Source organism: Xanthomonas fragariae, assembly GCF_900183975.1.
GTDB lineage: Bacteria > Pseudomonadota > Gammaproteobacteria > Xanthomonadales > Xanthomonadaceae > Xanthomonas > Xanthomonas fragariae.
The window spans coordinates 291654-311424 of record NZ_LT853882.1 but is presented as its reverse complement, the minus strand read 5'-3'; the positions used below and the strand labels follow the sequence as shown (position 1 = coordinate 311424).

The following is a 19771-nucleotide window of genomic DNA, read 5'->3' as shown; positions in this document are numbered from 1 at the left end:
GACACTACACACCTACGTTGAGGAGTCATCCATGCAACTGACGTTCGGTGACGCTGAAGGTTTGGGCAAGCGCAAGCAGACTCGCCGCGAGATCTTCCTGGCCGAGATGGAGCAGGTGGTTCCGTGGAGGCATTTGCTCGGACTGATCGCGCCGCACTATCCGGTGTCGGGGCGGCCTGGTCGACAGCCGTACGCACTGGCGACGATGTTGCGGATTCATTTGCTGCAGCAGTGGTATGCGTTGAGCGATCCGGCGATGGAAGAAGCGTTGCACCAGATCCCGACCTTGCGCCGTTTTGCCCGGCTCGGCGGTTTGGACAATGTTCCCGACGAGACCACGATTCTCAACTTTCGCCGCTTGCTGGAAACCCATGGCCTTGCAGCGCGGATGCTGGAGGCCGTCAACGCGGATCTGGTGCGCAAGGGTCAGAGCCTGCGGTCCGGCACGATCGTCGATGCAACCCTGATCGCTGCGCCCAGTTCGACCAAGAACACCGACCGCGCGCGCGACCCTGAAATGCATCAGACCAAGAAAGGCAATCAGTGGTATTTCGGGATGAAGGCACCCATCGGCGTGGATGAGTTTTCCGGGCTGGTGCACCACGTCCGTTGTACGGCTGCCAATGTGGCCGATGTCACGGTGACCCACGCATTGCTGCACGGCAAAGAAGACAGTGTGTTCGGCGACAGCGGCTACACCGGTGCGGACAAACGCGAAGAACTGCAGACCTGCAAGGCTGGTTTTTTCATTGCCGCCAAGCGTTCGACGATTCAAGCCATTGGCAACAAACGCGAGCGCCGCCAGGAAGAACGTTGGGAATACTTCAAAGCAAGTGTGCGTGCGAAGGTGGAGCATCCATTCCGCGTGATCAAACGCCAGTTTGGCTACACCAAGGTCCGCTATCGCGGCTTGGCCAAGAACACCGCGCATGTGCTGACCCTGTTCGCACTATCCAATCTGTGGATGGTGCGCCGGCAGTTGCTGCCGGCCAGGGGATAATGCTGCCTGGCGCCAGCCAACGCCGCAAGAAACCGTAGAAATCGTATCGTACGCATCAACTCTGTGCGCTATTGGCACGCAGCAGGCTCGAATTTTAGAGGTCTGGTGCGTTGTTCAGACCTTCCTTAGTTCGGCATGACGGCGTGCATCGGGGTGAATCCGGTTCCAGGCGATCAAATCGCGCTCGTTCGGTCGAATGGGCGACGGACAACATGGTCGTCGGAGATCCCTCCAAGGTCGGCCGGGCGCGTACGCCCGACTGGAAACGTCCTGTCGTTGGGCACTGCAACGCGCCCGCCTGTTGACTCGTTGACATAGTAAACCGGCGTCACGGTGGCAGCCGCGACATGTTTCAGCCTGGCGCGTGCTGCCGGGCCACTGCATCCAGCGCATGCACCGCGGCCGGCCAGCCGGCGGCCGCGGACACTTCGCGCATGTGCGGCTCGTCGGCGGCTACACCATGCTCCTGCTCGTGCGTCCAGGTCACCGCGTACGGGGTGTAGATGCCCCAGCCACCGATCGCCAGCACTGGCTCCACGTCCGAGCGCAGCGAATTGCCGATCATCACAAAACGATGCGCCGGCAGGTCGAATTCGCGCAGTACGCGCGCATAAGTCTTGGGATCTTTTTCGGAAACCACTTCCACCCGCGGAAACAGATCGGCCAGACCGGACTGCTCAATCTTCTGCTCCTGATGAAACAGGTCGCCCTTGGTGATCAGCACCACCGCGTAGTCGGCAGCGATCGCACCGACCGCCTCGCGCACGCCAGCAATCACCTCCACCGGGTGTTGCAGCGTGGCGCGGCCGATCTCGATGACGCGTTGGATGTCGCGCGCGTCGATGCGGGCCTGCGTCAACTCGATTGCGGTTTCGATCATCGACAACGTCATGCCCTTGGCACCGTAGCCGAACACCTTGAGGTTACGCCGCTCAACCGCCAGCAGATGCTGCTGCATGCGGCTGTAGCCCAGGTCCAGATAACCGGCCAGGATCGCTTCGAACTCCGCTTCGGCGCTGCGGTAGTAATCCTCGCTCTTCCAGAGGGTGTCGTCGCCATCGAAGCCGACCAGCTGGATGGCCTGGCCTTCGCGCTGTGCAAAAGAGGTCATCGCGCAAGTCTAGCAGCGCGGTATGGCGGTGCTACGCTCAGTCCCCTGCGGCATCGCCCGGGCCGGGCTGATAGCTTGCGAATTCGTCGCGCGACAGACGCCCGTCGCCATTACTGTCGAAACCGGCGAAATTCTCGCGCAGGATCGGGTCGGCGCCCGCTTCGGCCACGATCAGCAGCCCATCGGCGTCGGTGTCCAGGCTGCGAAAGCTGCGCGGCGCCAGCGTACCGGCCGGTGCGACCGATGCATCGGCTCCGCTCTTGGTGCTGGATGGCCCGGAAGCATCGACAGGCAGCAAGGGCGTTGTGGCCGGGGTTGTCGGATCGATCGGCAACGGCAACATCGACGACGCACCACGAGTGGCCGGCACTACCGGCGCCGGGTTGGCCTGCGGCAATTTCGGTGGCGCGGCGAGCGCCAGCATTGGACCCGACAACCCGACCAACAAAGCGATGCGCAGCTGCGGCATGGGGGACGACCTGACGCGGAATACATCACCGTAGCGCGGCAGATGGGAGCGATCCTGGCAGATCGCTCCCGCGCGTCCATCCTGTTGCTTTGTCTAACTCACTTGCCTGTTGCTTGGTGTAACTCACTTGCCGGTGGCCTCACAACGGCGCCACGGAAAATTGGGTTGTCGTTGCCATCCGCTCGATAGCGTGCGGGAGAGTGGCAGAAGACGTGCGCGAGTATGTAATCAGTTGCCCTGCGAACCGGTTGCTGCACCGCCGCTCTGTTGCTTGGCAACGAAAGCCTTGTACTCATCCGTGGTCAGCTTGCCGTCGGTATTGCCGTCGGCTTGATCGTAAATCTGTACGAGCCCTGCATTGACCTGCGCCTCCTGCTTGTTGATGGTGCCGTCGCTATCGGTATCCACGCTGGCCCACGTCTGACCGCCGCCCGAACTCGCACCACTGGATTGGGCCGAAGTGGCCGAAGCGGCCGAACTACCCGACTGCGCGGCGGCATCCTGAGCGGGACTTTGGGCCATGGCCGGCAGCGCCAGAGCGGCGGCCAGAGCGGCGGTGGCGGCGAGCAGCGAGGTGCGGTTCTTCATATTGGGTGGTCTCCTTGGCTTGGGAATGCGCGGTGTCGCCGCGCATTCCGCTACCCTACCCAACGCAAATGAACATTCAACCCGCCGTAATTTCGCGCAAAACGACCTTTTAACCACACAACAAACGATTGCGGTTAGCCGTCTGTTAGGCGTCGGTGAGCCAAATAGAAGTGCCTCATTCAATATATAAAATTTTGCGAAACACAGCGCGTTTTATGCACTGATTTCAGACCTTGAGGCAGCGTCGTCCCAACGTCCGGAACTGAACGGTTTCCAACCCACCACGACTCCGGCAATCGCACCGACCACTTCCAGCACCATGCGCGAACCCAATGCGTTGGGATCTTGGATCTTGATCAGCGCCACACGCGCATACAGCGGCGACTCCAGCCGCACGATGCTGGTGTAGAGGAGATTCCAGATGTCGTAACCGGCGCCGAAGGCGACCGTGAGTACCCCCAGCGTGTGCCCGTAGGTGAAGTGCAGTCGCCGACCGATGTGCTCTACCGCCGCAAACACCAGCACACCGAGGATGAGTGCGATCGAGCCGGCCTCCAGCGAACCGAGCAAGCCGAAGTGCAGCGGCAAATTCATTGTGACGATCCAGGCAGCAAGCGCATCCTTCTAGCGGCTGTGGGCGATGGATCCTTGCCGTGTACGCTGGCGAGGCTGGATGCGCGGTCCGGGCAATGCGTTCCTGTGGTTCTGGGCTCAGGCGTCGTTCTGCCCACGTGCGCGCACTTGCGCCTCGCCCTGTTCATCCCATTGCACGCCGACCGAAATCGGCTTGCAGCACACTTGGCAGTCTTCGATGTAGTGCTGGTCGCCGCCGGTTAGATCCAGCGCCAGGGTGATCCACTCCCCGCAGTACGGGCAGGCGATATCGACAAAGCGTTCCGGTTCGGACATGGCAGTTCCTTGAAGCAGATAAACCCTCGCGAGTAACTGTCGGATCGAGCAGTCCGCGCGCAAACCTGGAGTGTACGAGGGTCCATGCCGATTCCGGCAACCGCGCCCGCTCGGCGAGTGCGCAGCGGCTCGACGCGTCGCTGTCAGTCGACCGGCACATCGTAGGCGGTGTCGGGGGTGGGTTCGGGACGGAAGGTGAAATGCCACCATTCCGTCGGGTAGTTGGCAAACCCTTCGGCCGCCAGTGCGCGCAGCAGTCGCTGACGGTGCGCACGCTGCGCCACGCTGATACCGGGCGAATCGGTATGCGCACGCGTATCGAAAAAATCGAAGTGGGTACCCATGTCCACAGCGCGGCACGGACCCCACCGGCAAACCAGCAACCCCAGGTCCAGCGTCGCACCACGGCTGTGTCCGGACGTCTGCGCAATGTAATCACCGAGCAGCGCACGCTTGTCTACACGTGGGTAGTACTGCGCCTTGGTCGATTGATCCTGCAAATCCGCAGCCCAGGTCACGAATGCCTGTACTGCCCGCACCGGTCGATAGCAATCGAACACCTGCAACCGATACCCTTCGGCCCTTAGCGTGCGCGCCGCCCGCGTCAATGCCTCGGCAGCCGGCCGCAGCAGATAGCACGTCGGCGCCACATAGCCTGGCACTACACGCCCGGTGAAGTTATTGCTGCCCGCATAGCGCATGTCCACCGCAATCTCGGGCGCAAGACGGTGTACGTCGACCAGGCCAGCCTCGGCGGTTGTTTTTGCTGAAGACACGTGCACATCGGCCGCAATCATGGCAAATGGCGCGGTGGTTATCAGCAGCACGATGCCCCAGGCAACGAGATGCCGCCAACAGCGCGAAGTCTGTAACAGCGTGGTTTTTTTCATCGCTGTTCCTCTAGCTGTTCCTCTACAGGAGCATGAGCTCTGCGCGCTACGCAACGAGCTCCACACCCTAGTGTCAGCAATACGCGGCTTTTATCCGATCACGATGCACTTATCGGCTGTCGCCCTCAAGCGGCTCGACGGCATCGGGCAAACTCGGTGGCCGCAGCCGTCCGGTCAGCGCGTAGAGGATGCGCAAATCTTCCGCATCGAAGGTGCGTGTATCGTTCCCACGATAGTGATGATAAAAAGCCCGCAGCGTGGCGGCGGGATCGTCAAGGCTGTAGCCGACCAGGGCCAGCGCCTGCCAGGGGTCGAAATCTGCCGGAGCGGCTGGGGTGTCGGCGGCAGGCCAGCGGCCGAATCCGGCGTCAGCCAGACGCTTCCAGGGGAATAACGGGCCAGGGTCGTCCTTGCGTGTCGGCGCGAAGTCTTCATGGCCGACGATCTGCGTGCGCGGGATGCGCAGACGCGTGCACAGGTCTTCCAACAATAGCAGCAGGCTGTCGATCTGCGCCGGCGCAAATGCCTCTCTGCCGTCGTTGTCCAGCTCGATGCCGATCGAGGCGGAGTTGACGTCGGTGATAGTGCCCCAGCGGCCGGCGCCGCCATGCCAGGCGCGTTGCTCATCGCTGACCAATTGGTAGCGCTTCCCATCTTCGCCAATCAAATAGTGCGCACTGACCGGACCACCGCTATTGCGCCCGCGCAATGTGTTCAGGCTCTGCTGCACCGAGTGTTGGCCGGTGAAGTGCAGCACGATCAGGATCGGCCGTCGCGCATCGTAATTGGGCGACGGCACCCATTGAGCGAGCGGATTGCGCTGTGGTGCATGTGCGCAGGCACCCAGTGACAGCAAGACCATGCACAAGGCGGGCCGCAGCCAGACCGGTGACATCAGGTTGGAAGTGGATAACATCGATTTCTCCTGGTCAAATGACAATGGCATGCACCGTGCTTCGGTCCCGAATGGACACCGGATGACAAGCACCTATTATCTGCTAAGTAGGCCACAGTAGGCGCCATCAGGCGCAGCGGGGTCCAGGGGCATGCAGCTGGGTTGCTGACGATGCCATCTTTACCGAGCATCCTGCACGTCGCATGGTTTTCGTGACATGTCATAGATTCCCTCAGGCAAAGCGCGTACGAATGTAGTGCCAACGCCTGCAATAAACCCTGCAGTCGGTTCCCGGCCAAGAGCAGGCATGGCGACGCGAGCGCGACGTGTGGAATCGCGCCACTGCGCCATCGCCCGACGGCGCGCGCCACGGCATCGGCATCGGCATCGGCATCGGCATGTCCACGATATACTGCCAGCCGTGCGCGCTGTTGGCAGGTGTCGATGCTGGGCATTCGCACATCGCGCAGTGCTTCATCGGTTGTCGGTCGTTGCATCCTTCAAGAGCCTTGTTCATGCCACTGTCGCGCCATTTGCTGACGTTGCTGCTGGTCGTCGCCGCGCCCTGCATTGCCGCTGCGGCAACCCGCTACACCCCAGTGCAGCAAATGGCTCCGTTTGTGATCGGTGACGCGCAGCTAACACCCGATTACTGGATCCAACGCAGTCGCACAGCACAAACGCCGCGCATGAACGCCATGCAGATTGCCGGCTTCAATACGCATTTGATGCGCGACGATGCCTCCATGCACGATCTGTGGCAGTTGCCTGAGACACTGCCAGCTGCCGATGTGCGCGCACGCATCCAGGCGCTATCGGCCACGCCGATGCGGGCGCTGTACGACGCGAATGGAAACGCCATCGCTGCGACGCGTTTGGAAGCACTGCGCAACGCGTTGGCGCTGGATGCGCTTCCCGATCAGGTAACACCGCGCTTTGCATTGGTGGTGAAGCGCGCCGCGTTACGCACCTTCCCAACCTCGCAGCGGGTATTCACCAGCACCGATGACCACGATATTGACCGCTTTCAGGAATCGGCGCTCTATCCCGGCACACCTGTTGCCGTGTTGCACGGCAGTGCCGATGGCGCATGGCAGTTCGTACTCGCCGCCAATTACGCGGCATGGGTCGCTACCGATCAGATTGCCGAAGGCAGCCGCGCCGAGGTGCTGGACTACGCGCAACGCGGCTCACGCATGATCGTCACCGGTGCCCACGTGCAGACTGCCTACACGCCTGAACTGCCTGCCGGTTCCGCTCTCACGCTGGACATGGGCACCAACCTGCCGTTGCTCAGCGACTGGCCACCGCAGCAGCCGGTCCACGGACAGTTGCCGCTTGCTGCCTATGTAGTGCAACTGCCGCTGCGCATCGCCGATGGGCGCTTACAGCTGGTACCGGCATTGATTCCGCGCGCCGCCGATGTGCGCATTGGCCCATTGCCGGCCAGCGATGCTGCACTCCTACGACAAGCCTTTAAATTCCTTGGCGAGCGCTATGGCTGGGGCAACGATTACGACGCGCGCGACTGCAGCGGCTTCGTGCTGGATGTCTACCGTAGCCTGGGCATCGTATTGCCACGCAATACCGGCGATCAGGCGCGCAGCCCGGTGCTGCGCAGGGTGCCGTTCGACGTACGCGCACCGATGCCACAGCGCTTGCAACAGCTCGCACAGGTGCAGATCGGCGACCTGATCTATCTCCCCGGTCACGTGATGCTGGTCATCGGTCACGAGCGCGGCGCGCCGTGGGTGATCCATGATGTGGCCGGCGCCAATTACCGCGCCGCCGACGGTAGTGTGCAGCGCGCGCGTTTGAATGGCGTATCGGTCACGCCGCTGCTGCCATTGCTCGCCAGCGACGGCACACCGTTCATCGACAACATCACCGGCATCCATCGCATCGTACCGATTGGATCCCCATGAAGATCACCAGCTTCCGACTCGGCATGCTGCGCGTGCCATTGAAGACCCCGTTCAACACTGCAGTGCGCAGCGTGCACGCGATCGAAGATGTGGTGGTGCTGTTGCAGACCGACGGCAGCCACATCGGTTATGGCGCGGCACCGGCCACTGCACCGATCACCGGCGATACGCATGGCAGCATCATTGCCGCGATCCAACACTGCATCGGCCCACAGTTGATCGGCCAGGACGTGGCCGATCTCAATCGGCTATGCGGGCTCGTGCAACACGCGCTGGAACGCAATACCAGCGCCAAGGCCGCAGTGGAAATCGCGCTGTACGACCTGTGGGCCCAGGCCTTCGGTGCGCCGCTGTATCAGCTGCTCGGTGGCGGCACGCCACACATCACCACCGATATCACTATCAGCGTCGATGCCATCGACACCATGGTCGCACAGGCGCAGTCGGCGCTTGCACGCGGCTATCGATCGCTGAAGATCAAAGTCGGCAAGGACCCCGGCTCGGATGTCGAACGCGTCAAGGCAATCCATGCAGCGGTCGACGGAAGCGCATCGCTGCGACTGGATGCCAACCAGGGCTGGACGCCCAAGCAGGCGATACGCACTATGCGCACGCTCGAAGACGCCGGCATCGTATTGGAACTGCTGGAGCAACCGGTCAGGGCCGCCGACATCGACGGGCTCGCCTTCGTCACCGCACGCATCGACACCCCGGTGATGGCCGACGAAAGCGTGTTCTCGCCAACACAGGTGATCGACCTCATCCAGCGCCGCGCCGCCGATATCGTCAACATCAAATTGATGAAGACCGGCGGGCTGTCCAACGCGATCCGTGTTGCAGATGTCGCGGCGTTGTACGGGGTGCCGTGCATGATCGGCTGCATGATCGAATCCAGCGTCAGTGTGGCCGCGGCGGTGCATCTGGCGGTGGCCAAGGCCGACAGCATCACCCTGGCGGATCTGGATGCGCCGGCGCTCGGGCAGTTCGATCCCACCGACGGCGGCGTGCACTTCAATGCGGCGCAGATCCACATCGACGATTCGCCGGGGCTGGGTATCGGCCGCATCCGCGGGCTCGAGTTGCTGCCGGGCTGAGTACCGCTGCTGCAGGCATGCGTACAAACAGCACAGAGCGCATGCGGCATGCGCGCGCATTGCTGGGTACAGTAGGGGCCGAGTGTTTGCGCATGACACGTTGTAGGCGCACGGCCTCATCGTTGCGCATCATCTACTGATCAGACGCGGGCTTATCCCAGCTCGCCCCTTCCTCCGGAGCCTGCATGCGCCTTGCCATCCCGTTTCGATCCGTCGCGCTGCTGACGCTGGCGAGCTTTATCAGCCTCGCATGCGCGGCCGCGCCAATCGATGCATTGCATCAAGCACGCGCCCTGATCGTGGTGACCACACCGGATTGGAACAGCACCCAGGCCCGCCTGCAGACGTTCACGCATGTGGACGGCCAGTGGCAACCGGCCGCCGTACCGGGGTTTGCAGTCGCACTTGGTCGCCATGGCAGCGCCTGGGGCGAGGGCCTGCATCCGGCGCAAACGCAAGGCCCGCAGAAGCGCGAGGGCGACGGCCGCAGCCCGGCCGGCGTGTTCGCCATCGGCACGGCCTTCGGCGATGCGCCGAGGATCGAGAGCGCGATGCCGTATCAGGCGATGAGCGCCACCAACTACTGCATGGACGTGCCCAGCTCGCCGCTGTACAACCGCATTGTCGATGCCGCGCAGGTCGGCGAGGCCGCAGTGGCTGGTTCGACCGAACCGATGCGCCCGGATCTGCACCATCGCAGCGGTGCGCGCTACAGCGAAGGTTTTGTCATCGCGCACAACCCCAAGGCCATTCCCGGCCGCGGCAGCTGCATCTTCGCGCACCTGTGGCTTACGCCAGGGCAGTCGACCTCTGGTTGCACCGCAATGGCACCGGCCGACATGCGGCGCCTGATTGCGTGGTTGAAGCCCGATGACAACCCGCTGTTGGTGCTGTTGCCGCGCGCCGAATATGCGCGCCTGCAAACAGAGTGGCAATTGCCGGTATTGGCGGAGGCTGCACCATGAGTACGCCAACTGCTCCGCGCGATGCGTCCGGGCCGGTCCGCGTCGTCAGCCGTTGGCAGATCGTCGGGTTATCGATCAACGATGTGATCGGCAGCGGCATCTATCTGCTTCCGGCCGCCACCGCCGCACTGTTGGGGCCGATGAGTTTGTGGGCGGTGATGCTGGCTGGCCTGGCGGTGGCTCTGTTAGTGCTGTGCTACGCACAGGCGGCGAGCTATTTCGACACGCCCGGCGGCAGCTACCTCTATACGCGCGAAGCATTCGGCCCGTTTGTGGGTTTTCAGACCGGCTGGATGATCTGGCTTACGCGCATCAGTTCGGCAGCTGCATTAAGCAACGGGCTGGCCGATGCGGTGGCGCGGTTCTGGCCGACCGCAGCCACCGATCAATGGGCAAGTCTGCTAGTGGTGGTCGGCGCGTTGGGGTTGCTGACCGCCATCAACGTGATCGGGATGAAGTCGGCCGCGCGTACCGGCATTGCGCTGGTGATCGGCAAGCTGGTGCCGTTGCTGTTGTTCGTGGCGATCGGTGCGTTTTATGTCGATTGGTCATGGGCCTTTGCCGGCACCACGCCAGACCTGCGCAACCTTGGCAATCTCGGCGAAGCCGCCTTGTTGTTGCTGTTCGCCTACGCCGGTTTCGAAAACATTCCCGCGGCCGCAGGCGAATACCGCAACCCGCGTCGCGATGTGCCGTTCGCGCTGATCACCATGATCATCACCGTGACTATGATCTACGCCGCGGTGCAGATCGTTGCGCAAGGCACGCTGCCGAATCTTGCCGCCTCGCCCACGCCATTGGCCGATGCCGCTAGCCGCTTTGGTGGCGAAGCGCTGGCGCTGATCCTCACTGTTGGCGCCACCATTTCCATTCTTGGCACCACCAGCAATACCGTGATGCTCGGCCCACGTCTTTTGTTCGCGCTGGCTCAGGATGGCTATGGCCCGGCGTTTCTGGCACGCGTGCATCCGCGCTTCCACACGCCTGCAGCGGCGGTCCTCACCCAAGGCGTGCTGTCGCTTGCATTGGCGTTGTCGGGCTCGTTTACGCAACTGGCGCTGCTGTCGATGGTCACGCGCCTGTTTGCCTACATCGGCACGGCAGCTGCGGTGATCGTGCTAGCGCGCCGGTATCGGCAACGCGCCGAGACCTTGCGCCTGCCCGGAGGCCCCGCCATCCCCATCGCTGCGCTGCTGCTCTCGCTCGGCTTGCTGGCCAGTGCCAGCTGGCAGAATCTGGCCGCTGCAGGCGTGGCGTTACTGGTCGGCGGGGCTTTCTATCTGTTCCCGCGTAAGGTCGCGTAGTGGTTTCGCAACACCCTCGCGCAGCGCTCACGCACGCCTAACCGCGCACGCCCAACGCTGCGGCTCTCACCTCCATGGGAGCTTGCGATGAAACTGCGCCATGTCTACAGCACATCCGATCTCGAGAGCGCGCAACGTGTGCTGCAAGCCGCGCGCAGTTCAGGCATCGACAACGATGCGCTGTCGCTGATCGCTCGCTCGGATATCGAGTTGCAAGATATGCCCGACGAACGCAAAAACGCCAAGACCGACTTTTTCCCCGCTGCCGCACGCGGTGCTGCCACAGGTGGTGCCGCCGGCCTGATCGCAGGCCTGGTGGCGATCGCAGTGCCGTCGATTGGGCTGACGTTGGCTGGCGCCGGCGTCATGGCACTGGCCGGTGCGTTGGTCGGCGCCTGGTCCTCGGCGCTGATTGGCGCAACCGTGCCTGATCCGGTGCGACGTCTATTCGAAGACGAAATCCAGGCCGGGCGCGTCTTGGTGATCATCGATGCGGATCAAGCATCGTTGCAGACTGCGCAATCCACAGTGGTTGCTGCAGGTGCAACACAGCTGCCCTACGACGCGGCGTCTGCGGCTACCTGATACGTTAATAACGCACCGATGCAAGGCGCTCTGTGGAACGCAGCATCGATATCGTTGGCCCGCAATTGCTGCAGACCACGCGCCATTTCGACCAGCCGCGTTGATGCTGTCCTCACCCGTCTTGGCAATGAATTTAACACCGGCCCGCCTACGGTAGATTGCACATACACCACGGAGACGAGCATGAGCGTGCCGTATCAGATTCCTGGCCGCGCCCCGGATGAAAGCAGAAATCAGAACGTGTCGAACTACTGGCGCGAACGCTTTACCGAAGAGCCGTATTACACCGACGGCGATCGCTACGAAGATTACGAGCCTGCTTATCTCGCGGGACACGAAGCACGCATGCGCGAAGTCGCACTCGCCTACGACCAGATAGAAGCGGATTTGCACAAGGACTGGGAAACCAACCGCGGCTCTTCGTCATTGAGTTGGAGCAAGGCACGCCATGCCGTGCGTCGTGCGTGGGAAAATGCGCCCGATTTCGTCACTGGCGATGAGAAGTCCAGACCCTGAAAACCACAACGCCACCGTCAAGGTGCCGTTGTCGCATCGGCGTATGCTTGGCGCGTCAATCCAATGCAGGCGGCGCCGAGCGCGAACGCGCGGACGCATCCACATCCATCACAGCGCGAATGTTCTTCTGCACCGCAACGCCATCCAACAGGCTCAGTGCATATGCCATTGCGTAGAAACTTTTGCAGCAACAAGGTCGCGTTGATCAACCCGATGGCCAATAGCACCAGCGCAATGATCAGCGAGAACCAGAAAATGGCGTAATACAACCCGGTCACCGGAATACCGTCCACGCGGTCACGCACGCTCTTTTGCAGTGAGACGCGGGCGTCTTGCAGAGAGTGATCCGCAACCAGGGCGACCTGCACGGCGTCGTGCAAGGCACTTGAACCCGACGCGGGACACGTTGCCGAAAGGCTGCAGCGCAACCACGCCCTATCCTCTGGAGAACCTCATGTCTATCCGACGTCTGCGTGCACTGGCGTGCTCGGCCGCCCTGCTCACCGCAAGCGCTGCAATCGCCGCGTCTGCTGGGGCCCCAGCGGCCTCCATTCCCAAGGCGCAGTGGCCGTTTCAGGCCACCACCATTGCCGATTTCGAAGAACCCTGGGCAATGACTTTTTTGCCCGATGGCACGCTGCTGGTCAGCGAAAAACGGGGCGCATTGATGCGCCTGGACCCCAAGACCAAGCGCCAGAGTGCCATCACCAGCGTGCCGGCCGTGGCCTACGGCGGCCAGGGCGGTTTTGGCGATGTGCTCACGCACCCGCGCTTTGCCCAGAACCGCCTGGTTTATGTGAGCTACGCCGAGCCGGGCCAGGGCGATACCAGCGGAGCCGCCGTGGCACGCGCCAAGCTCACCCTGGATGCGACCGGCGGCGGCACCTTGTCGGATCTCAAGGTGATCTGGCGCCAGGAGCCCAAGGTCACCGGCAATGGCCACTTCGGGCATCGGCTCGCCTTCGATCAGGCAGGCAAGCTGTGGATCAGCTCTAGCGAACGGCAGAAGTTCGATCCCGCCCAGGACATGAAGGCAAACCTCGGCAAGCTGATCCGTCTCAACGACGACGGCAGCGTGCCAGCTGACAACCCGTTTACCGCGCAAGGCGGCGTCGCCGCGCAGGTGTGGTCGCTGGGTCATCGCAATATTCTGGGCATTGCGTTCGACAACAAGGGCCGCTTGTGGGAACACGAGATGGGCCCCGCCGGTGGCGATGAGCTTAATCTGATCCAGCGTGGCGCCAACTACGGCTATCCGATCGTGTCCAACGGCGATCATTACGACGGCACGCCGATCCCCGACCACACCACCCGCCCGGAATTCGCTGCGCCCAAGATCAGCTGGACGCCGGTAATTTCGCCTGCCGGCTTTGTGATCTACAACGGCACGCAGTTCCCGGCGTGGCGCGGCAATGGCTTCATCGGTGGTCTGTCGTCGATGGCGCTGGTGCAGGTTTCGCTCGGCGATCAGCCACGCGAAGTGGCCCGCTACGACATGGGTGCGCGCATCCGTGAAGTGGAGCAAGGCCCGGACGGCGCGCTGTGGCTGCTGGAAGACGAGGCCAGCGGCAGTACCGGGCGCCTGCTCAAGTTGACGCCCAGGAACAAGGCGGCCGAGAACGACGCTTGAGTCGATGCATCACCCGAATGCGACGACAACACAACTACCTGTTGTTCGCCGTCTCGGATCACCGCACCAACCGGTGCTGCACTGAGTAGCAGCACCGAGTCACTGATTGGAATCATCGCTACACGCTCGCTGGCGATGGTTGCGATAAAAATCTATCGCTTGCAGGCGGCTGCAGTACTCCGGGCCCATGTGTTTGCACAGCGTTCGCAGCTGTAGTCCCGGGCCCTCAGAACCACCGATCAACCTCTGCGCACTACGCAGCGCCTGTTGATCAGTCGATCGCGTCGTGCGCTTCGAACTGGTGAGCAGACGCCCACCAACGCTCAGCCTTCCAATAACTCGAACGCCACCGCGTCGCCGCTCTTGGCCGAAGCACAGACCCATACGTCAAACAGACCCGGCTCGGCGCCGAACACACCCTTGTGGTTGGTAAAGGCTAGTGCATCGCGCGCCAAGGTAAACACGACATCCATACTCTCGCCCGGCTGCAACAACACCTTACGGAAGCCCTTGAGTTCGCGCACTGGACGCACACGGCTGGCCACGCGATCGTGCACGTACAGCTGCACCACTTCTTCACCTGCAACGCTGCCGGTATTGGTCACGCGGGTGGTGATCGCCAGCGTGTCGTCCCAGCCGAGTTGGGCAGTGCTCAGTTGCGGCTGCGCGTAGGCAAACGTTGTGTAGCTCAAACCATAGCCGAATGGGTAAAGCGGCTCGTTGGGCATTTCGCGCCAGCGCGCCTTGTATTCGGCCAGTGTCGGCAATTCCGGGCGACCGGTGCGCAAATGGTTGTAGAAATATGGCTGCTGCCCGGTCACCTGCGGGAAGCTGATCGGCAAACGCGCAGACGGGTTGTAGTCGCCGAACAACACATCGGCCACGCCGGTGCCGGTCTGCGTGCCCAGATACCAGGTCACCGCAATCGCATCGGCATCGCGCACCGCACCGTTCAATGCCAGCGCCCGCCCGTTGCGCAGCAACACCACGATCGGGGTGCCGGTCGCTGCAACGGCTTCGGCCAGCGCCTGCTGCGCCAGCGGCAAGGTGATCTCGGTGCGCGACTGCGCCTCGCCACTGAAACGCTGCGGCTCGCCGAGCGCCAATACCACTACGTCGGCAGCCTGCGCGGCATCGACGGCAGCGGAAATGCCACCCCGCAGCGCTTCTTCCACGCCACAGCCCGGCACCACGCTCAGATTCTCGGTACCGACCACCGCACGCACACCCTGCTCCAGGGTTACGTAACGCTTCTTATCGCCGAATAGCGTCCAGCACCCCTCGATGTTCTCGCGGTCCTGCACGAACGGGCCGATCAATGCGATCTGTTGCCCGCTCTTCTTCAACGGCAATATCGCGCCTTCATTCTTCAACAACACGATCGAACGCCGCGCTGCGTCGCGCGACAACGCATCGTGCGCCGGCAGATGCGTGGCATCGGCTTCGCGGGCCGGATCCAGCGAGCGATACGGATTGTCGAACAACCCAATCGCCTCTTTCAGCTGCAACATGCGGCGCACGCTGGCATCCAGCGTGGCCATCGGCACCTCGCCGCTTTCCACCAGCGATGGCAGATGCGCGGCATAGAAACCGCTCTGCATGCTCAGATCCAGCCCGGCCAGAAACGCCTTTTTGGTCGCGTCGCGCTCGTCGGCCGCGTAGCCGTGCGCGATCAATTCCATGTCGGCGGTGTAGTCGGAAATCACCACACCGGGGAACTGCCATTCGCCGCGCAGAATCTCGGTGAGCAGCTCATGGTTGGCGCTGGCCGGCACGCCATTGATATCGTTGAACGAGGACATCACGGTTAACGCGCCGGCATCGAAGGCGGCCTTGAACGGCGGCAGATGCACATCACGCAAGGTCTGCGGCGCAATGTCGACGGTGTTGTATTCCATTCCCGCCGCGACTGCGCCATACGCGGCGAAATGCTTCGGAGTGGCCAGCAGCGAATCGTATGCCTTCAGGTCGGCGCCCTGGAAGCCACGCACGCGGGCAGCAGCAAACGCTGCACCCAGCAATACGTCCTCGCCAGCGCCTTCCGCCCCACGGCCCCAGCGCTGATCTCGGGCGATATCCACCGCTGGTGCGTAAGTCCAATGCAAGCCGGCGGCGGTGGCCTCGATCGCGGTGGCGCGTGCAGTGCGCTCGGCCAGTTCAGGCTCGAAGCTGGCCGCCTCGCCCAGCGGAATCGGGAACACCGTGCGCATGCCGTGGATCACGTCGGCCGCCAGGATCACCGGGATGCCCAAGCGGCTTTCTTCCACCGCCACTTTCTGGATCTGCATGCCCAGCGCGGCGCCGACGCCATTGAACAGCGAGCCGACACGGCCCTGCCGCACCTGCTGCAATACCTCGTCGGCGTTGAGCACGTTTGCTTCGGGATTCACGTCCGGCGCGAACGGCCGCACCATGTCGGCGAATACACCCAACTGTCCGACCTTCTCTTCGACGGTCATCCGGGCAATCAGGGTTTCGATGCGATCAGCAGCCATGAGATCCTTGAGAAAACGTTTACATACCCAACAATTCTAGCTTGACGCGACCGCGAGGATACAAGTTTCGGGAGTCGGGACGCGGGACTGGGGGGGAGTCGTAGAGCCGGGTCTGACTATGTTTTGGCCTCGCCTCACGGATCACCAAGGTCCAACACAACACCTACGTCCTGTTGCAGGCGTACACCTGACGTCTATATTGATCCACGCTCGCGCTCGATGATTACGCCCACCGCCTGCGCGCCGCGCACCGCGCCCGGCTTGCTCAGCTTCAACCGCAGCCAGTGCACCTGGAACTCGTCCAGCACGATCGCCGCGCAGCGCTCGGCCAGGGTCTCGACCAGCCCGAAGTCCGAGGCCTGCACGAATTCGATCAGCCGCTTGCTCACCGCCTTGTAGTTCAGCGTATCGGCGATGTCGTCACTAGCCGCCGCAATTCGGTTGTCGAAACCCATCTCCAGGTCGAACCGCAGGGTCTGGCGGATACGCCGCTCCCAGTCGTAGATGCCGATCAGCGCATCAATTTCGAGACCTTCAATGAAGACTTTGTCCATGGGGAAAATCGGCAATGGGGAATAGGAAATGGTGAGAAACACAAGAAACAGCACAGCAGCGCGGACGGGATCGGAGTGACGCTCTTACGATTGGCGATTCCCCGCTCCCGATACCCGCCCCTTCGCCAGCAGCGGCAAGCTAGCCATATCCCAGCGCGGCGTCACATGCACCGCGGCATCGGCACGCTCGCCGGCCTCCAGCCGTAGCGCACCGGCGAAGGCGATCATTGCGCCGTTGTCAGTGCACAAGGCCGGGCGCGGGAAGCAGACCCGGCCGCCGCGTCGCTGCGCGGCTTCCTGCAGGCGCGCGCGCAGGCGCTTGTTGGCGCCCACGCCGCCGGCCACCACCAGGGTGTTGCAGTCGGCCGCATCCAGAGCGCGCAGGCATTTGATCGCCAGCGTCTCTACCACCGCGTCCTCGAAACCTCGCGCGATGTCCGCCCGTACGGTGTCGGTTTGGTCGCTGGCGCGCCAAGCCAGCAGCACCTGCGTCTTGAGCCCGCTGAAACTGAAATCCAGCCCTGGCCGGTCGGTCATCGGTCGCGCGAATTTATAGCGTTCCGGCGTGCCGGTTTCAGCCAACGCTGCCAGCTGCGGCCCACCCGGGTACGGCAAGCCCATCATCTTGGCAGTCTTGTCGAAGGCCTCGCCAGCCGCGTCGTCCAGGGTCTCGCCCAACACTTCATAGCGGCCCAGCGCCTTCACCGACACCAATTGGGTATGCCCGCCGGAGACCAGCAGCGCCACGAACGGCAGCTGCGGCGGGTCGTCTTCCATCAACGGCGCCAGCAGATGGCCTTCCATGTGATGCACGCCGATCGCCGGCACGTCCAGCGCCCAGGCCAGCGAGCGCGCCACGCCAGCACCAACAAGCAGTGCGCCAACCAGGCCCGGACCGGCGGTGTAGGCCACGCCATCGAGTTCGTCGATGCGCAGCCCGGCCTCGCCCAGGGTCTGGCGGATCAGCGGCAGTAGCTTGCGCACATGGTCGCGGCTGGCCAGTTCCGGCACCACCCCACCGTATTCGGCATGCAACGCGATCTGGCTGTAGACCGCGTGGGCGCGCAGCGCCGGCACGCCTGACAGTGCGGTGTCGTAGACCGCCACGCCGGTCTCATCGCACGATGATTCGATCCCAAGGACTTTCACGGCAGCTCGGCAGTCAGATACATGCTTCTATTTTCGCAGCTTTTGTGCTGCGCCGATCGGCTGGCGGCGATATGCTGCACCGCCGTGTGATCGCTGTCGAATCGGGCCCAAACGTACGCTTTTACAGGCCTGCAGAGGTAGACCTTGCCGGGGGCTTGCAGGTCGTTGGCAAGTCGTTATAATGCGCGGCTCGCCGGGGCAACCCGGAAACTCCGTCACGCGAGTCCGCTCGCACCCGCCCGGGGCTCCCGGACGGAAATCCCATTATCTGGAGAACCCATGCCCAGCGTTAAAGTCCGCGAGAACGAGCCCTTCGAATTTGCGCTCCGCCGTTTCAAGCGCACCTGCGAAAAGGCCGGCGTGCTGGCCGAGACCCGCAAGCGCGAGTTCTACGAAAAGCCGACCCAAGAGCGTAAGCGTAAGGCTGCCGCTGCAGTGAAGCGTCAGTTGCGTCGTTCCTCGCGCGACGTCACCAAGCGCCAGCGCTTGTACTGATCGAATGCGGTTCCTTACCGGTGGGTAGGCGCTGTAGGCGCGGCCCACCGGGATCGAACCCAAGAGCCGGCACGCGCGAGCGTTGCCGGCTTTTTGTATTGGTCCTGGGTCAGGCCAGTCCTTGCGATCTACGCAGCTGCGTGGCTGCCGAGCTTGGTCGCAACCGCATGCGCCTCGCTCGCCCCTCTATCTCCTGCCGCTGCGCTCTGCCAGCCATAGCGTATCGGCATACATTCAACATGCAAATCTTAGGAGTCACCGCATGCCCCTAAAGCAGCAGCTCACCGACGACATGAAGGCCGCCATGAAATCCGGCGACAAGCACAGCCTGGGCGTGATCCGGCTGATCAATGCCGCAATCAAGCAGAAGGAAGTGGACGAGCGCATCGAGATGGACGATGCCGCCGTGATCGCCGTGCTCGACAAGATGGTCAAGCAGCGCAAGGACTCGGTGACCCAGTTCGAAGCCGCCGCGCGCGACGACCTGGCGCAGATCGAGCGCGAGGAAATCGTGGTGATCGAGCGCTATCTGCCGGCCAAGATGGGCGAAGCCGAGATCGTTGCCGCCATCCAGGCTGCAATCACCGAAACCGGAGCAAGCAACCCGGCTGACATCGGCAAGTTGATGGGTGCGCTCAAGCCCAAGCTAGCCGGTCAGGCCGACATGGGTTTGGTCTCGACGCTGGTCAAGCAGCACTTGGCGGGCTGAAATCTCCATCCGCACTGCCCTGCGTCAGTTGGCCAGGGCAGAGCGAGGCTTGCGCTTCGATGGCTGAGTGGCGCCGGTGGGGTGGTTTACCAGCTGTGAGTCCTTCAACGAAGCAGCCTGCTTGATCCTGCTTGGTTGTCGCGTCCAGTAGACGCGGGGCGACATTGCCAATAGCGAACGTATGAAGATGTCGCAGTGCTGCAGCAACTGTCGATCTCACGATCGATGTCAGCCAATGGTTGAGTCAGCAATCTCGACAAAGCACTTCGCTTCGCCGCCCTGAACACCAGTGCGATCGGCACACGTGCACGACATCCGGCATCGTCCACACCGCATGAATCGCGTTACCCAGCGACCGCGACTCACTAGCGCTGGACGAAGCGATGTACCCAGTCACACCTACATTAGCAGCAACGCGTTCCACGCACCATTGCACCAAACCGCTACGCTTTCACCAGACCTTCGATCCCGCCCTGTTAGAACGGATC

The 19771-nt window shown here is 62.7% G+C and carries 20 protein-coding genes and 1 pseudogene; 10 read left to right on the top strand and 11 right to left on the bottom strand.

Annotation, left to right across the window (positions count from 1 at the left end):
• Window positions 1-31: 31 nt before the first annotated feature.
• Entirely contained in the window at window positions 32-1000 is a 969-nt protein-coding gene (locus PD885_RS01380) for an IS5 family transposase (RefSeq protein WP_002801490.1), read from the top strand.
• A gap of 352 nt (window positions 1001-1352) precedes the next feature.
• Here PD885_RS01380 and PD885_RS01375 read toward each other — a convergent pair whose 3' ends face one another.
• The 7 genes from PD885_RS01375 to PD885_RS01345 all read right to left on the bottom strand — a co-directional run bounded on the left by PD885_RS01375 (window position 1353) and on the right by PD885_RS01345 (window position 5883).
• The gene (locus PD885_RS01375) at window positions 1353-2111 is read right to left on the bottom strand and encodes an HAD family hydrolase (RefSeq protein ID WP_002808318.1); all 759 of its coding nucleotides are present in this window, start codon (window positions 2109-2111) and stop codon (window positions 1353-1355) included.
• A gap of 37 nt (window positions 2112-2148) precedes the next feature.
• Window positions 2149-2580 (bottom strand): EF-hand domain-containing protein, encoded by a 432-nt coding sequence (locus tag PD885_RS01370; protein WP_002808319.1) that lies wholly within the window; start codon window positions 2578-2580, stop codon window positions 2149-2151.
• Between the two features lie 228 nt (window positions 2581-2808).
• Window positions 2809-3168: a hypothetical protein gene (locus tag PD885_RS01365; protein ID WP_002808320.1), complete on the bottom strand. Its 360-nt coding sequence runs from the start codon at window positions 3166-3168 to the stop codon at window positions 2809-2811.
• Between the two features lie 213 nt (window positions 3169-3381).
• On the bottom strand, window positions 3382-3762 hold the full coding sequence (locus PD885_RS01360; RefSeq protein ID WP_002808321.1) for a hypothetical protein: 381 nt from the start codon (window positions 3760-3762) through the stop codon (window positions 3382-3384).
• A gap of 117 nt (window positions 3763-3879) precedes the next feature.
• Window positions 3880-4077, bottom strand: a complete 198-nt coding sequence (locus tag PD885_RS01355) for a CPXCG motif-containing cysteine-rich protein (RefSeq protein ID WP_002808322.1) — start codon at window positions 4075-4077, stop codon at window positions 3880-3882.
• 143 nt (window positions 4078-4220) lie between these two features.
• Entirely contained in the window at window positions 4221-4967 is a 747-nt protein-coding gene (locus PD885_RS01350; RefSeq protein WP_002808323.1) for a M15 family metallopeptidase, read from the bottom strand.
• 109 nt (window positions 4968-5076) lie between these two features.
• Window positions 5077-5883, bottom strand: coding sequence for an N-acetylmuramoyl-L-alanine amidase (locus tag PD885_RS01345; protein WP_002808324.1), 807 nt, complete (start codon window positions 5881-5883; stop codon window positions 5077-5079).
• Between the two features lie 494 nt (window positions 5884-6377).
• Between PD885_RS01345 and PD885_RS01340 the strand changes: the two genes are divergently transcribed.
• The 6 genes from PD885_RS01340 to PD885_RS01315 all read left to right on the top strand — a co-directional run bounded on the left by PD885_RS01340 (window position 6378) and on the right by PD885_RS01315 (window position 12251).
• Window positions 6378-7787: a C40 family peptidase gene (locus tag PD885_RS01340; protein WP_040762625.1), complete on the top strand. Its 1410-nt coding sequence runs from the start codon at window positions 6378-6380 to the stop codon at window positions 7785-7787.
• A complete protein-coding gene (locus PD885_RS01335) occupies window positions 7784-8881 on the top strand; it encodes a dipeptide epimerase (protein ID WP_002808326.1) in 1098 nt (365 codons plus the stop codon). The genes PD885_RS01340 and PD885_RS01335 overlap by 4 nt, the downstream gene beginning before the upstream one ends.
• A 185-nt stretch (window positions 8882-9066) precedes the next feature.
• Window positions 9067-9846, top strand: coding sequence for a L,D-transpeptidase family protein (locus tag PD885_RS01330; protein ID WP_002808327.1), 780 nt, complete (start codon window positions 9067-9069; stop codon window positions 9844-9846).
• Complete coding sequence (locus tag PD885_RS01325) at window positions 9843-11150, top strand: APC family permease (RefSeq protein ID WP_002808329.1); 1308 nt, start codon at window positions 9843-9845, stop codon at window positions 11148-11150. The genes PD885_RS01330 and PD885_RS01325 overlap by 4 nt, the downstream gene beginning before the upstream one ends.
• Window positions 11151-11237: 87 nt before the next feature.
• The gene (locus tag PD885_RS01320) at window positions 11238-11735 is read left to right on the top strand and encodes a hypothetical protein (protein ID WP_002808330.1); all 498 of its coding nucleotides are present in this window, start codon (window positions 11238-11240) and stop codon (window positions 11733-11735) included.
• Between the two features lie 183 nt (window positions 11736-11918).
• Window positions 11919-12251 carry a hypothetical protein gene (locus PD885_RS01315; RefSeq protein ID WP_002808332.1) on the top strand — a complete coding sequence of 111 codons (333 nt, stop codon included), beginning with the start codon at window positions 11919-11921 and terminating at the stop codon, window positions 12249-12251.
• Window positions 12252-12306: 55 nt separating this feature from the next.
• Here the strand turns inward: PD885_RS01315 and PD885_RS01310 are convergent.
• Window positions 12307-12580, bottom strand: a pseudogene (locus PD885_RS01310) (YiaA/YiaB family inner membrane protein); the annotation flags it as partial.
• A 125-nt stretch (window positions 12581-12705) separates the two neighbouring features.
• Between PD885_RS01310 and PD885_RS01305 the strand changes: the two are divergent.
• Entirely contained in the window at window positions 12706-13881 is a 1176-nt protein-coding gene (locus PD885_RS01305) for a PQQ-dependent sugar dehydrogenase (RefSeq protein WP_002808335.1), read from the top strand.
• A 323-nt stretch (window positions 13882-14204) separates the two neighbouring features.
• On the opposite strand, the gene PD885_RS01300 is transcribed toward PD885_RS01305, so the two are convergent.
• The 3 genes from PD885_RS01300 to tsaD all read right to left on the bottom strand — a co-directional run bounded on the left by PD885_RS01300 (window position 14205) and on the right by tsaD (window position 18079).
• On the bottom strand, window positions 14205-16376 hold the full coding sequence (locus tag PD885_RS01300) for a glycoside hydrolase family 3 N-terminal domain-containing protein (RefSeq protein ID WP_002808337.1): 2172 nt from the start codon (window positions 16374-16376) through the stop codon (window positions 14205-14207).
• A 194-nt stretch (window positions 16377-16570) separates the two neighbouring features.
• Window positions 16571-16930: a dihydroneopterin aldolase gene (folB, locus tag PD885_RS01295; RefSeq protein WP_002808339.1), complete on the bottom strand. Its 360-nt coding sequence runs from the start codon at window positions 16928-16930 to the stop codon at window positions 16571-16573.
• Window positions 16931-17014: 84 nt separating this feature from the next.
• Window positions 17015-18079, bottom strand: coding sequence for a tRNA (adenosine(37)-N6)-threonylcarbamoyltransferase complex transferase subunit TsaD (gene tsaD, locus PD885_RS01290; RefSeq protein ID WP_002808340.1), 1065 nt, complete (start codon window positions 18077-18079; stop codon window positions 17015-17017).
• Between the two features lie 279 nt (window positions 18080-18358).
• Here tsaD and rpsU point away from each other — a divergent pair, with 279 nt between their 5' ends.
• Together rpsU and PD885_RS01280 are read left to right on the top strand one after the other, a co-directional pair.
• Window positions 18359-18574 (top strand): 30S ribosomal protein S21, encoded by a 216-nt coding sequence (gene rpsU, locus PD885_RS01285; RefSeq protein WP_002808376.1) that lies wholly within the window; start codon window positions 18359-18361, stop codon window positions 18572-18574.
• A 262-nt stretch (window positions 18575-18836) separates the two neighbouring features.
• Window positions 18837-19283: a GatB/YqeY domain-containing protein gene (locus PD885_RS01280; RefSeq protein ID WP_002808377.1), complete on the top strand. Its 447-nt coding sequence runs from the start codon at window positions 18837-18839 to the stop codon at window positions 19281-19283.
• The last annotated feature ends 488 nt before the right edge of the window (window positions 19284-19771 follow it).

What these genes read in the sequence shown, in the direction of transcription:
- PD885_RS01320 (WP_002808330.1), top strand. Translation starts at nt 11,238, where the DNA reads ATGAAACTGCGCCATGTCTACAGCACATCCGATCTCGAGAGCGCGCAA.
- PD885_RS01280 (WP_002808377.1), top strand. Translation starts at nt 18,837, where the DNA reads ATGCCCCTAAAGCAGCAGCTCACCGACGACATGAAGGCCGCCATGAAA.
- PD885_RS01370 (WP_002808319.1), bottom strand. Translation starts at nt 2,580, where the DNA reads ATGCCGCAGCTGCGCATCGCTTTGTTGGTCGGGTTGTCGGGTCCAATG.
- PD885_RS01350 (WP_002808323.1), bottom strand. Translation starts at nt 4,967, where the DNA reads ATGAAAAAAACCACGCTGTTACAGACTTCGCGCTGTTGGCGGCATCTC.
- PD885_RS01345 (WP_002808324.1), bottom strand. Translation starts at nt 5,883, where the DNA reads ATGTTATCCACTTCCAACCTGATGTCACCGGTCTGGCTGCGGCCCGCC.
- PD885_RS01380 (WP_002801490.1), top strand. Translation starts at nt 32, where the DNA reads ATGCAACTGACGTTCGGTGACGCTGAAGGTTTGGGCAAGCGCAAGCAG.
- PD885_RS01335 (WP_002808326.1), top strand. Translation starts at nt 7,784, where the DNA reads ATGAAGATCACCAGCTTCCGACTCGGCATGCTGCGCGTGCCATTGAAG.
- PD885_RS01355 (WP_002808322.1), bottom strand. Translation starts at nt 4,077, where the DNA reads ATGTCCGAACCGGAACGCTTTGTCGATATCGCCTGCCCGTACTGCGGG.
- PD885_RS01325 (WP_002808329.1), top strand. Translation starts at nt 9,843, where the DNA reads ATGAGTACGCCAACTGCTCCGCGCGATGCGTCCGGGCCGGTCCGCGTC.
- PD885_RS01315 (WP_002808332.1), top strand. Translation starts at nt 11,919, where the DNA reads ATGAGCGTGCCGTATCAGATTCCTGGCCGCGCCCCGGATGAAAGCAGA.
- PD885_RS01360 (WP_002808321.1), bottom strand. Translation starts at nt 3,762, where the DNA reads ATGAATTTGCCGCTGCACTTCGGCTTGCTCGGTTCGCTGGAGGCCGGC.
- rpsU (WP_002808376.1), top strand. Translation starts at nt 18,359, where the DNA reads ATGCCCAGCGTTAAAGTCCGCGAGAACGAGCCCTTCGAATTTGCGCTC.
- PD885_RS01330 (WP_002808327.1), top strand. Translation starts at nt 9,067, where the DNA reads ATGCGCCTTGCCATCCCGTTTCGATCCGTCGCGCTGCTGACGCTGGCG.
- folB (WP_002808339.1), bottom strand. Translation starts at nt 16,930, where the DNA reads ATGGACAAAGTCTTCATTGAAGGTCTCGAAATTGATGCGCTGATCGGC.
- PD885_RS01340 (WP_040762625.1), top strand. Translation starts at nt 6,378, where the DNA reads ATGCCACTGTCGCGCCATTTGCTGACGTTGCTGCTGGTCGTCGCCGCG.
- PD885_RS01305 (WP_002808335.1), top strand. Translation starts at nt 12,706, where the DNA reads ATGTCTATCCGACGTCTGCGTGCACTGGCGTGCTCGGCCGCCCTGCTC.
- PD885_RS01375 (WP_002808318.1), bottom strand. Translation starts at nt 2,111, where the DNA reads ATGACCTCTTTTGCACAGCGCGAAGGCCAGGCCATCCAGCTGGTCGGC.
- PD885_RS01365 (WP_002808320.1), bottom strand. Translation starts at nt 3,168, where the DNA reads ATGAAGAACCGCACCTCGCTGCTCGCCGCCACCGCCGCTCTGGCCGCC.
- PD885_RS01300 (WP_002808337.1), bottom strand. Translation starts at nt 16,376, where the DNA reads ATGGCTGCTGATCGCATCGAAACCCTGATTGCCCGGATGACCGTCGAA.